This is a genomic window from Mannheimia haemolytica (genome assembly GCA_900638155.1).
Taxonomy (GTDB): Bacteria; Pseudomonadota; Gammaproteobacteria; order Enterobacterales; family Pasteurellaceae; genus Mannheimia; species Mannheimia glucosida.
The window spans coordinates 569079-582160 of record LR134495.1 but is presented as its reverse complement, the minus strand read 5'-3'; the positions used below and the strand labels follow the sequence as shown (position 1 = coordinate 582160).

Genomic DNA, 13082 nt, shown 5'->3' with positions numbered 1-13082 from the left:
GTATGATGTAAGAAGTTTATCACATATTGTGATACTTATAAATAATAGGATATGGCCTAACATTATGAGTGAATCTCAGGTGTTAGCACCCAATCCACCCTACATCCCTCTAGATTCAAAATTTAGAGGGATTTTTCTATCATGTATTCTTCTTCATAAGAAAGGTAGCTACTTAATATACTCATTAGTTTAGCTACCTTTAATCTTGAATTACCCCAACCCAACCCTCGCATTCCTAAACAACCTCACCCAAGCCCCATCTTCCGTCCAATCTTCCGGAGCCCAAGAGTTGCTGACCGCACGGAACACTCGTTCAGGGTGTGGCATCATAATGGCTACTCGTCCATCAACGTTGGTTAAGGCGGTAATGCCTAATGCCGAGCCGTTCGGGTTGGCTGGGTATTGTTCGGTTGGATTCAGATTGTAGTCTACATATTGAGCAGCAATCAAATGCTGTTTTTGCAAATTTTCAAGCTGATCTGACCGCTTGAACTCCACTCTTCCCTCGCCGTGCGAAACCGCAATCGGCATATGGCTGCCTGCCATTCCATTGAACCAGACGGAGTTGGTTTCGTTGATTTTGACCATCGCCACACGAGCCTCAAAGCGTTCGGATTTATTCCATACAAAGCGAGGCCAGTTTTCAGTACCCGGAATGATTTCCGCTAAATTCGAAACCATTTGGCAGCCGTTGCACACGCCAAGAGTTAATGTGTTCGGATTGGCGAAGAATTGGCTGAATTGGTCACGCAACATCGGGTTGAACAGAATGGATTTCGCCCAACCACCGCCTGCGCCTAATACATCGCCGTAAGAGAAGCCGCCGCAGGCTACCATTGCGTTGAAGTCGTTAAGGTTGCGTCTGCCTGCAATTAAATCCGACATATGCACGTCAATAGCGTTGAAACCGGCACGGTCAAAAGCTGCCGCCATTTCGTAGTGGCTGTTTACGCCTTGCTCACGCAAAATCGCTACACTCGGTTTTACGCCTTTGTTGATGTATGGGGCGGCGATGTCTTCGTTCACATCGTAAGTTAAAAATGCAGATAAGCCCTTGTTATTCGGGTCTTTTTTCGCCGCAAATTCTTGGTCGGCACATTCAGGGTTGTCTCGCAAACGTTGCATTTGGTGGGTGAGTTCCGCCCAAATGCCACGCAGTTCGGAACGTTTTTGGTTGAAGACCGTTTTTCCAAGATAGCAAATTTCAAAATGATCGCTATTTTCTACCGTACCAATATTATGTGTAATATCTGCAAGATTTTGAGAAGACAAGACCGCTTGTACTCCTTCCAAATCAGCTTCTCGAACTTGTATTACAGCCCCGAGTTCTTCATTAAATAAAATCGCTAACTCATTAAATTGACGTTTAAATTGTTCTTCCTCTTCAAGGCTTGCACCTAACTCAATAGCCCAGCCTTTTCCACTATCAAATAACGATGAGATATTAACATTTACACCACAATTCCCTGCAAACGCCATTTCCGCCAGCGTGGTGATTAAACCACCGTCCGAGCGGTCGTGGTAGGCAAGCAATTTTCCTTGTGCGACAAGGGTTTGCATTGCGTTGAAGAAGCCTTTTAAGCGAGCCACATTCACCACATCGGCAGGTTTGTCGCCAAGTTGTTTATATACCTGAGCCAACGCCGTTGCCCCTAAGCGGTTGTTGCCTTCGCCCAAGTCAATGAGTAACAAGCGAGTGTCGCCTTTGTCGGTGCGAAGTTGTGGGGTGGCGGTTTTACGCACATCTTCTACACGGGCAAATGCCGAAATCACGAGCGAAAGCGGAGCGGTTACCGATTTTTGTTCACCAGCATCGATCCAAGTGGTACGCATCGACATCGAATCTTTACCCACCGGAATGGTAATACCAAGTTCAGGGCAAAGCTCCTCTCCTACCGCTTTTACCGCCTCATAAAGCCCGGCGTCTTCTCCCTCGTGGCCGGCTGCCGACATCCAGTTGGCGGATAGTTTAATGCGTTTAATGTCGCCAATGTTGGTCGCTGCAATGTTTGTAATGCTTTCGGCAACTGCCAAGCGAGAGGAGGCGGCGAAATCGAGCAATGCCACTGGAGCACGTTCACCCATTGCCATTGCTTCTCCAAAATAGCTGTCCAGACTTGCAGTGGTTACCGCACAATCCGCCACCGGAATTTGCCACGGGCCGACCATCTGATCTTGTGCCACCATTCCTGTGACCGAGCGGTCGCCAATGGTAATTAAGAAGGTTTTTTCCGCTACCACCGGCAAGCGTAGCACACGGTGGAATGCCTCTTTGAGGTCGATATTGTCGGTTGCAAGCGGTGGATTTTTCACATTTTTTGACGAAACATCACGCTGCATTTTCGGGGTTTTGCCGAGCAATACGTTCATCGGCAAATCAATCGGTTTATTGCCAAAATGCGGATCGGCAAGCTCTAAATGTTTCTCCTCGGTTGCCTCTCCAATCACTGCAAACGGGGCACGTTCACGCTCGCAAAGTGCGGTGAAAATATCGAGCTTTTCAGGGGCGACTGCCAGTACATAACGCTCTTGCGATTCGTTACACCAAATTTCAAGCGGCGACATTCCCTTTTCATCGCACAGGATTTTACGCAGGTCAAACTTACCGCCCCGCTCGCCATCGTGCACCAATTCAGGCATAGCGTTAGACAAACCGCCAGCCCCTACATCGTGAATAAATAAAATCGGGTTCTCATCGCCCATCTGCCAGCAACGGTCAATAACCTCTTGGCAACGGCGTTCCATTTCCGGGTTTTCACGCTGAACGGAAGCAAAATCCAAATCTTCTTTGGATTTCCCTGATGCCATTGACGATGCTGCCCCACCCCCTAAGCCAATGTTCATTGCCGGGCCGCCAAGCACGATGAGTTTTGCTCCCACTGGGATTTCGCCTTTCTGAACGTGTTCGGCACGAATGTTGCCGATACCACCGGCAAGCATAATCGGCTTGTGGTAGCCTCGCACTTCCTCACCAGCAAAACTGTTCACTTTTTCTTCATAGGTACGGAAATACCCCAACAATGCAGGGCGACCAAATTCATTGTTAAAAGCAGCTCCGCCTAGCGGACCTTCGATCATAATATCTAACGCCGAGGCAATGCGATTCGGCTTGGAAAGCGGATTCTCCCACGGCTGTTCAAAGTTCGGGATCACTAAATTTGACACCGAAAAGCCCGTTAAACCGGCTTTCGGTTTCGCCCCACGCCCTGTCGCCCCTTCGTCTCGAATTTCACCGCCCGAACCTGTCGCCGCCCCCGGGAAGGGCGAAATCGCGGTCGGGTGGTTGTGGGTTTCCACTTTCATTAAAATATGGGCATCTTCTTGATGATAGCGATATTGCCCGTCTTGGTCGGGGAAGAAACGCCCGACCGTTGAGCCTTCCATCACCGCCGCATTGTCTTTGTAGGCGGAAAGTACATAGTCCGGGGTTTTCTCAAAGGTGTTTTTAATCATCTTAAACAGGGATTTTTCCTGTTTTACGCCGTCAATCGTCCAGTCGGCGTTGAAAATTTTGTGACGGCAATGCTCCGAGTTGGCTTGAGCGAACATATACAGTTCAATATCGTTCGGGTTACGCCCAAGTGCGGTGAAATTTTCCACCAAATAATCAATTTCATCGTCCGCCAACGCCAAACCTAAATTCACGTTCGCATCTTCTAACGCCTGACGACCACCGCCTAAAATATCCACGCTGGTAAACGGCTTCGGTTCTTGTTGAGCAAAGAGTTGCTCGCCTTGGTCGGTGTTATCTAATACCGTTTCCATCATACGGTCGTGCAACAAGCCTTTCAAAGTCGCAAGCTGGCTTTCGCTCGGCGTTTCAGAAAAATCCAGATAATACGCCGTGCCACGCTCAATTCGCTCCACTGCCGCCAAACCGCAGTTGTGGGCGATGTCGGTTGCCTTAGACGACCACGAGGAAATCGTGCCGATACGAGGGGTAACAATCAGGCAAAACCCTGTCGGCTCACGCTGTTCCAAACTTTCACCATAATGTAATAACTCCACCAATTTCTGTGCCTCATCGGCTACAAGCGGTCGATTTAGGGCGATAAAATGCAAAAACTCCGCATAAACTGAGTTTACAGGTAATTGATTTTGCTGGAATTTTTGCAGAAGTTGTTGAATGCGAAAAGCAGATAAGGCAGGCGAGCCACGAAAGGTTTGCATAGTCATTGGTGGAATTTTCCTATTTAAGATGAAAAACTATAGTGATTATAATTTATTACGCAAACGATTGCTATATTTTGGCAACCGTTTGCTGCTAGATATATTTATTCATTAGTATCGAATAAATTTGTTCGATACTAATGAACACTTTGCAAAAAATCACTGAAATCTCACCGCTTGTGTTTGTATTTACACTTCAATATAATAACTTTGTTATTACAACCAAGGAGAGAATATGCAAGTTTCATTACGAAAGCTGGGGAATTCGCAAGCTGTCATTATTCCGAAAGCCGTTTTATTACAGCTCGGTTTGGGCAATCAGTTAGAAATGGAGGTAAAAGATAATAAAATCATTCTTTCTGCTCCTCCAAAATCCCGACAAGGTTGGGCGTTAGCTGCCCGTCAGATTTCTGAAAGCGGTGATGATCAGTTACTTGATTTTCCGGTTGATATTGAGGACGAATGGGTATGGTAAGAGGAGATATTTATCTTGTTAATCTTGATCCGACTATTGGCAGTGAAATTCAGAAGACCAGACCTTGTGTGATTATCTCCCCACCTGAAATACACGATTATCTACGAACAGCATTGATTGCACCTATGACAACGGGTAGTCGTCCAGCTCCTTTCCGTATCCCTGTGGATTTTCAAGGCAAGTCAGGGTTGATTCTACCTGAGCAAATTAGGGTGGTAGATAAAGCACGCTTAGTGAAAAAAGTTGGAGAATTAGAGACTGAAACACTGCACAAGTTATTAGGTATTTTACAGGAAATGTTTGCAGAATAGATTTTGCAAAAAATCACTGAAATATAACCACTTGTAAAGCCATAAAAAAACGCCCGATAATTCGGGCGTTTTGACTAAATGGAATTAGATTAGAATGTGTAGTTCACACCTGCACGAAATTCACGACCACGAGCCGGGAAATTACCACGCTGACCGTGTGCGTTATACAGTTTGTTCGCTACATTATCTACAGCAAAGTTCACATTCACACTATCATCATTAAACGGTTTCCAGTTAAGAGTAATATCGGTTACATTGTAGCCTTTTTTACCTGTGCCTGTATTAGTTTGTAATGTACCACCTGTTACAAAATAGTTATCTTCAGGTTTTACTTTCTCAACAATGCGGTGATGTACTCCAACCTCAATGTTTGGTTGCTCGAAACGGTAGCTTACAGAAGCGGTCCAAGTACGACCGATAGCTGATGCGTATTCAGGATTACTACTTAACAATGCAGTTTCTTGTGACTGACCTTGACGATTACGTTGCATCACAGTTTGCGTATAGAAACGAGGTTTGCTGTGAGCAACACCAACGCGTGCTGTAAAGCCGTTATTGTGGTAGCCTGCATTCAACTCGTAACCACGGTTCTTAATTTTACCGCCGTTTACGATTGCTTGTGCAGCATTACCGTGGTTATCACGACCATTAGTTGTTCCTAATGCATCTTTGATATGTTGCCAGAAGTAGCTACCATCAAAGCTAAATGTGCCATCATTATAGTTAAAGCCAATTTCGGTATTTCTTGCACGCTCTGCTTTTGTGTTATCCCCAATTGTTACCATACCACGCGCACCGTGCGACATAATAGCATCGTGCATACGAGGGCTACGAGTTGCATAGTTATGGCTTGCACTTAAGCTTAAGTGTTGAATAGGCTCGTAAATAATACCAACACTTGGGTTAAAGGTACCATCGCTACGCTTTTTACCATCCATCGCTTTAAAATTGAAGTGGTCATAACGAACACCTGTCGTGAAAGTCACTTTATCCATAGGTGCAGTAATAGCTTCAACGTAAAGACCAGTATCGGTTTTCTCTTGATTAACAACATTTGGATTAAGTTTTACATGCGGCTTAACTTCTTGATGACGATAGTTCACACCGTATTTCAATAAAACATTCTCGTGTACTGCTGAATCAAAATTAACATTCGCACCGTGAGTTACCGTTTTTAGTTTGGTTGGCCCATCAATACCACCTGCATAACCATTGCCTTTATCATTTTCAGACCAACGGCCTTGAACTAATTGATAAACGTTAGCCGTAGCTTCTTGAGCAAAGCCTAAATTTTTACCCGTCCATTCTAAGTTGGTTCTTTGCACTGTCATTCTACGATTTGCAGGTGCTTGGCGATCTACTGTTAATCGATTATATGGAGGAGTCACTGTGCCATTTGGTGCCGCATCAAACTCTTCACGCACTAAACGCTCACCTTCGTGTCGCTCATTAGAATGACTTAACACAAAGCGATGATCGCCAAGTGTCGCACCTAATTTCGCTAAGAAGCTACTTTTATCTAACGCACTGTATGGTACACGGTTTGTACCAAAGTGGTTCACATAATCTTTACCGCCTTTGTAATTACGGTCTCTTACTAGACTACCTGACACTAACACATCAAAAATTTCACCTTTACCATACACAGCCGCATTAAAATTGTGAGCATGGTTAGTGCTGATACCTGTGCCTAATTTTGCACCGAAGTTTTTATCGCTATTTTTTAATAAATCTAATGCATCTACGGTTTTCGCAATAATCGCACCATTGGTTTGACCGATACCGGCTGAAGCACTACCCGCACCTTTTTGTACTGTAACCGTACCTACAAGTGCAGGATCTAACATATGGCGACCTTGGTGATAGTGAATTTGGCTATCTGAATAGGTATTATCTACTTTCACATCAATGGAGTTTTGTCCCATACCACGAATATAAAGGAACTGAGATGTCCCGTTACCGCCTCCTAAGCTGATTGCCGGCTCATCTTTTAATAAACCACGCAAATCTGTTTGTGTGCTTTCATCTTTTTTCTGAGTTGTAACAACGTTGGTCTGTACTTTTAAACCTTGGTTATCAGTTACTGTCACTGTATCTAATACAGCCACATCGGTTGAAGCGGTTTCAGCGAATGCATTAGCAGCAAGTACGCTAAGCACTGCAGCAGAAACAGGAAGTAATTTGAATTTTTGCATCTGTCATTCCTTGAGGTAAATTATTTAAGAGGATTACCAGTTTTGATATTAAAAATAATTCTCAACATCAAAACAAGGCGAATTTTACAGAGTTAAAATTGGTTGTCAATTAGTCTGAAATCAAATTTCTCAAAATAAGTTACAAATTTTGCAAAAAGTTCCCTAAAAATAACCGCTTGTAACAACAAAATGTGATCGCAGTCTAAAAACAAAATTTGTTTACTCGACAGGTTCGCTACAAGCGGTTAAATTTAGGCAAAAATTGACTAAGGAAAGTGTATGCAGCAACGACATAATCAAATCATCGCTTATTTGGAACAATTTGATGAAGCCGGCGTACAAGAGTTGGCAGAACATTGTGCGGTTTCACTTGAAACCATTCGGCGTGATTTAAACAAGTTAGATAAAAACGGGCTTTTACACCGCACACACGGTGGAGCGGTAAGCCACAAGAAAAAAGATATTGGGCGTTCATTTAGCACTCGGTTACGCACCAATAGCGATGCAAAACGCAATATTGCCGAGAATGTTCTGCTACATCTTCCGCCGGAAGCGGTTATTGCACTTGATGCAAGTTCTACCTCTTGGCACGTTGCTCAACGGCTTCCCAATATCCCTTGTACGGTGGTGAGTAGTTCTATGCGGATTATTCGTAGCCTTTCCCAAAAACCGCATATTAAAACCATTGCTACCGGCGGAATTTATTTGGAAAAATATGATGCGTTTTATGGCCCACTTTCAGAACAACTTCTGTCTCGCTTAAAAATTGATATTGCTATCATTTCTTGTACGGGGATTGCAGACTATTCGATTTGGGAATCGAATGAAATTAATATCTCATTTAAACGGAAACTGATCGCAAACAGCAAACAAGTCTTTCTATTGGTTGACCATAGCAAGTTTGATCGTAAAGATTTAATCCAGATGGAAGCACTGTCTTGTATTGATAAACTATTTGTTAATCAAATGCCCTCTAATACACTCCAACGCTATTGCTTAGAGAACCACATTCAGCTCATTCTTTAATTTTACCCGGTGAATATGCCCGATTTGTTAGAAAAAAGACAAAATCGGGCATTCTTTTTTCATTAGTTTTCTGAATAAACACCTCATTTTTGTGATCATATTCACAATTTTTAAACTAATTTCGCATTTTTATTCATAACGCTTATTGCGTATGCATAATAAATTCCGCAAGCAAATTTTTTAACCAATCAGGAGAACCTGCTATGACAACACTCAAATCAACTCCAGTAAAAATTGGTATCCGCCCAACGATTGACGGTCGCCGTTTAGGGGTACGTGAATCCCTTGAAGAACAAACAATGAATATGGCGAAAGCCGTAGCGAATTTATTGCAATCAGAAATCCGCCATCCAAACGGTGAGTTTGTGGAGTGTGTGATTGCCGATACCACCATCGGCGGTGTTGCCGAAGCCGCTGCCTGTGCAGAAAAATTTAAGCGTGAAAATGTAGGTGCAGTGATTACCGTAACCCCTTGCTGGTGTTACGGTTCTGAAACCATTGATATGGACCCGCATATGCCGAAAGCGATTTGGGGCTTTAACGGCACCGAACGCCCGGGAGCGGTCTATTTAGCAGCATCTCTTGCAGGTCATAGCCAACTTGGCTTGCCGGCATTCTCGATTTACGGGACGGAAGTGCAAGAAGCGGACGATCAATCGATTCCAAACGATGTGCGTGAAAAATTACTCCGCTTTGCCCGTGCCGGCTTAGCAGTGGCAACCTTACGAGGAAAATCATATTTATCTATCGGCTCTGTTTCAATGGGTATTGCCGGTTCTATCGTAAACCAACAATTCTTCCAAGAATATTTGGGTATGCGTAACGAATATGTGGATATGACCGAAATTAAACGCCGTTTAGATCGCCATATTTACGATGCCGAAGAATTTAAATTAGCAATGAGCTGGGTGAAAACCTATTGCAAAGAAGGCATTGATGTCAACGCACCGGAAAATCAACGCAGCCCGGAAGAGCGTGAAAAACTCTGGGAAGACGTGGTGAAAATGACCATTATTGCCCGTGATTTAATGGTAGGTAATCCACGCTTAGCAGAGCTAGGCTATGGTGAAGAAGCCTTAGGGCATAATGCGATTGCCGCCGGTTTCCAAGGGCAACGCCAATGGACAGACCATTTGCCAAACGGCGATTTTATGGAAGCCACCCTCAATTCCACCTATGACTGGAACGGCGTTCGAGCCCCATACATTATGGCAACCGAAAACGATAGCTTAAACGGCGTGAATATGTTGTTCGGTAACTTATTAACCGGTCAGGCACAAATTTTTGCCGATGTACGAACCTATTGGAGCGAAGACTCGGTGGAACGTGTTACCGGCTGGCGACCGGAAAGCGGTTTTATCCACTTAATCAACTCCGGCTCTGCAGCGTTAGACGGCACAGGTCAGCATACCGATAGAGCAGGCAAACCAACTATTAAACCGGCTTGGGAAGTGACCGAAGAAGACGGAAAACGCTGTTTAGAACACACCCGTTGGTGTCCGGCGGTTCACGAATATTTCCGTGGTGGTGGCTTATCTTCCCAATTCTTAACCAAAGGTGGAATGCCGTTTACGATGCACCGTATCAACCTGATCAAAGGTATCGGGCCGGTATTACAAATTGCCGAAGGTTGGTCTATCGACTTGCCGGAAAATGTACACGACATTTTAAACAAACGCACCAATGAAACCTGGCCGACCACTTGGTTCGTACCTCGCTTAACCGAAAAAGGCGCATTTACCGATGTGTATAGCGTAATGGCGAACTGGGGTGCAAACCACTGTGTGGCAACCTTCGGACACGTTGGGGCAGACTTAATTACCCTCGCCTCAATGCTCCGCATTCCGGTTTGTATGCACAATGTGGAAGATAAAGACGTATTCCGCCCAAGTGCGTGGAACGGTTTCGGTCAAGACAAAGAAGGTCAAGACTACCGTGCTTGTGCTAACTTCGGACCATTATATAAATAATACACAATCACCCCTTGTGGGAGAGGGACAGCCAAGCAATTCGTTCAGAATTGAATGGCAGGGAGAGGGCTACAAGCGGTCGCTTTTCTCTCAAAATTTACAAATCCCTCTCTCTGATTAAATTGCTAAACGCAATTTAATCTATCTCTCTAAAAGGGAGATATTAGGATAAGTAAAGGAGATAACAATGCCAATTTCTCTTATTTTCGACTGTGGTGCCACCAACCTCCGTACGATTGCGATTAATCAAGCGAGTGAAATTGTGGCGGCACATCACTTACCGAATAACACGCAGCCTGATGCGGAAAATCCCGAGTTCCATATTTGGGATATTGAGGAAATTTGGTCGAAATTAATGACCTGTGCCGCCAACACACTGGCTCAACTTTCCGCACAACAACGGAAAGAGATTGTCGGCATTTCCGTTACTACCTTTGGGGTGGACGGCACCTTATTCGATCAACACGGCAAACCACTCTATCCGATTATTTCGTGGAAATGCCCGAGAACCTTGCCGATGATGGAAAACCTCTCCAACTATCTTGATGTAGAAGCACTCTATCGCCGCAACGGGGTCGGGCATTACAGCTTTAACACGCTGTTTAAATTATTGTGGTTGAAAGAAAACAAACCGGAAATTTATCAACAAGCTTCCAGTTTCTTGTTTATTTCCTCTATCTTGACCTACCGTTTAACCGGCGTACAAAGCACCGACCGCACAATGGCAGGCACCTCAATGATGACCAATATTGAAAACGACCATTGGGATAGCGAGGTGCTGGCACTGCTGGGGTTAAACGAAAGCCATTTCCCACCGATGAAAAGTGCCGGTGAAGTGGTGGGTTACTTAACGCCGGAACTTGCCGAAACCTTCGGTGTAAGCGGTCAAATTCCCGTGATTTCTTGCGGACACGATACCCAATTTGCGATTTTCGGCTCCGGTGCAGGCTACAACCAACCGGTTTTAAGCTCCGGCACTTGGGAAATTTTAATGGCTCGCACTCCACGAGCGAAACCCGAATGGCAATTTGTACAACACGGCTTAACCATTGAGTTTGACAGCCAATCGGGCTACTTCAACCCGGGTGTGCAATGGGTCGCCTCTGGAGTAGTGGAATGGTTTGGCAAACGCTTCTTTGCTGACGTTGCCAATACGCCCGACTATTACCGCACAATGATCGAAGAAGCACAAGCCGTGCCGGCAGGGGCGAACGGCGTGAAATTAGTCGGTAATTTTGACGGCACTACCGGTCAAACCGGCTCGATTATCGGGCTGTCAATGCACAGCTCCCGTGCAGAAATTTACCGTGCTGCTTTGGAATATATGGCATATCAATTAAAAGCCGGATTAGAGGTGCTGGAACAAGTCGGTCACTTTAATGCAGAAAGCCTGATTTGCGTAGGTGGAGGCTCTAAAAATGCGTTATGGAACCAAATCCGTGCCGATGTGCTAAACCGCCCGATTGATGTGGTGGATTTCCCGGAAAGTACGGTATTAGGTGCGGCAATGTTCACCTTTGCCGGAGCCGGCATTTTTGAAAGCCCGAATGCGGCTCAACAAGCAATGAAGCCCAATGTAAAACGGGTCAATCCATCATCAAATAGCCAATTTTATAGATAGTGTTTCCCCTCTCTCTGCTTGTTTCGCTGAATGCTTAACAAGCGGTCTCTCTCCCACTGAGGAAGACCCCTTGTGGGAGAGGGACAGATTTGAGATTCGTTCAGAACCTTAAATCAGGGAGAGGGGTAAAAAAGGAGTTCAAAATGTTAAAAGGTATTCATCCGGCAATTTCACCTGAATTATTAAAAATCTTAGCCGAAATGGGACACGGCGATGAGTTAGTACTTTCTGATGCTCACTTCCCTGCCCATTCTCTCCATTCAAAGGTGATTCGAGCAGACGGTTTAAGTGTCGCCACCTTATTAGAAGGCATTTCTGCCCTGTTTGAATTTGACCAATACGTTGAAGCCCCACTGGCGATGATGCAAGCCGTACCGGGCGATACGCTCGATCCAACCGTTGAAGAGCGTTATCTCAATGCGATTAAAAACGTTATTGGCTCAGCCCCGAAAGTAGAACGTGTTGAACGCTTTGCTTTCTACGAGAGAGCCAAAACCGCTTATGCCGTTGTCATTACAGGCGAACTTGCCAAATACGGCAATATTATTATCAAAAAGGGCGTCACGCCGATACTTTAACGCCCCTTACAAGCACTCAAAAAAGCAAAATTTTTTACAAATTAAAGGAATCCAATATGAATAGACAGCAACTCTCAAGACAAATTATCGACACCTGCTTGGAAATGACCCGACTCGGGTTAAACCAAGGCACGGCAGGGAATGTGAGTGTACGTTACCAAGACGGTATGCTGATTACCCCAACCGGCACACCTTATGAAGAAATGACGGAAGATTCGATTGTTTTCGTCAATGCCAACGGCAAACACGAAGGGGGCAAACTGCCTTCAAGCGAATGGCAATTCCATTTAGCAGTGTATGAAGCTCGCCCGGAACTCAATGCGGTAGTTCACAACCACGCAAAAAACTGTGCCGCAGTGTCTATTTTAGGCGAACCTATCCCTGCCATTCACTATATGATCGCCTGCACCGGCACTAATCACATTCCTTGTGTACCTTATGCCCCTTTTGGCACTCACCAATTAGCTAACTATGTGCGTGAAGGCATTAAACACAGCAAAGCAATTTTACTCGCTCACCACGGCTTAATCACCGCAGATAAAACCCTCGAAAAAGCCCTAGGCATCGCCCACGAGGTGGAAGTGATTGCTGAGTGGTATTTGAAACTATTGGCAAGCGGAAAAACAATTCCAACCTTAGATAAAGCACAAATGGATATCGTATTAGAAAAATTTAAATCCTACGGTTCTTGGGTGGAAGGCGAACAATAGCCTGCCATAAATAACATACAAGCGGT

Annotated in this window: 9 protein-coding genes; 7 read left to right on the top strand and 2 right to left on the bottom strand. The window is 44.9% G+C overall.

Going from position 1 to position 13082, the window contains the following annotated elements:
• Positions 1–210: 210 nt before the first annotated feature.
• Positions 211–4176, bottom strand: a complete 3966-nt coding sequence (gene purL / locus EL242_RS03035) for a phosphoribosylformylglycinamidine synthase (RefSeq protein ID WP_126301445.1) — start codon at positions 4174–4176, stop codon at positions 211–213.
• A 229-nt stretch (positions 4177–4405) separates the two neighbouring features.
• Here purL and EL242_RS03030 point away from each other — a divergent pair, with 229 nt between their 5' ends.
• Together EL242_RS03030 and EL242_RS03025 are read left to right on the top strand one after the other, a co-directional pair.
• Complete coding sequence (locus EL242_RS03030) at positions 4406–4645, top strand: AbrB/MazE/SpoVT family DNA-binding domain-containing protein (RefSeq protein WP_126301444.1); 240 nt, start codon at positions 4406–4408, stop codon at positions 4643–4645.
• Positions 4639–4956, top strand: coding sequence for a type II toxin-antitoxin system PemK/MazF family toxin (locus EL242_RS03025; protein WP_197720731.1), 318 nt, complete (start codon positions 4639–4641; stop codon positions 4954–4956). The genes EL242_RS03030 and EL242_RS03025 overlap by 7 nt, the downstream gene beginning before the upstream one ends.
• Positions 4957–5045: 89 nt before the next feature.
• Here the strand turns inward: EL242_RS03025 and EL242_RS03020 are convergent, their stop codons facing one another.
• The gene (locus EL242_RS03020) at positions 5046–7151 is read right to left on the bottom strand and encodes a TonB-dependent receptor domain-containing protein (RefSeq protein ID WP_126301442.1); all 2106 of its coding nucleotides are present in this window, start codon (positions 7149–7151) and stop codon (positions 5046–5048) included.
• 279 nt (positions 7152–7430) lie between these two features.
• Here EL242_RS03020 and EL242_RS03015 point away from each other — a divergent pair, with 279 nt between their 5' ends.
• From EL242_RS03015 to EL242_RS02995, 5 genes are all read left to right on the top strand, one after another.
• Positions 7431–8177, top strand: coding sequence for a DeoR/GlpR family DNA-binding transcription regulator (locus tag EL242_RS03015; RefSeq protein WP_126301441.1), 747 nt, complete (start codon positions 7431–7433; stop codon positions 8175–8177).
• A 203-nt stretch (positions 8178–8380) separates the two neighbouring features.
• Positions 8381–10147 carry an L-fucose isomerase gene (gene fucI / locus EL242_RS03010; protein ID WP_126301440.1) on the top strand — a complete coding sequence of 589 codons (1767 nt, stop codon included), beginning with the start codon at positions 8381–8383 and terminating at the stop codon, positions 10145–10147.
• 187 nt (positions 10148–10334) lie between these two features.
• Positions 10335–11768, top strand: a complete 1434-nt coding sequence (gene fucK, locus EL242_RS03005; RefSeq protein ID WP_126301439.1) for an L-fuculokinase — start codon at positions 10335–10337, stop codon at positions 11766–11768.
• Positions 11769–11911: 143 nt separating this feature from the next.
• On the top strand, positions 11912–12346 hold the full coding sequence (gene fucU / locus EL242_RS03000; RefSeq protein WP_126301438.1) for an L-fucose mutarotase: 435 nt from the start codon (positions 11912–11914) through the stop codon (positions 12344–12346).
• A gap of 56 nt (positions 12347–12402) precedes the next feature.
• Positions 12403–13056, top strand: coding sequence for an L-fuculose-phosphate aldolase (locus tag EL242_RS02995; protein ID WP_126301437.1), 654 nt, complete (start codon positions 12403–12405; stop codon positions 13054–13056).
• Positions 13057–13082: the final 26 nt, after the last annotated feature.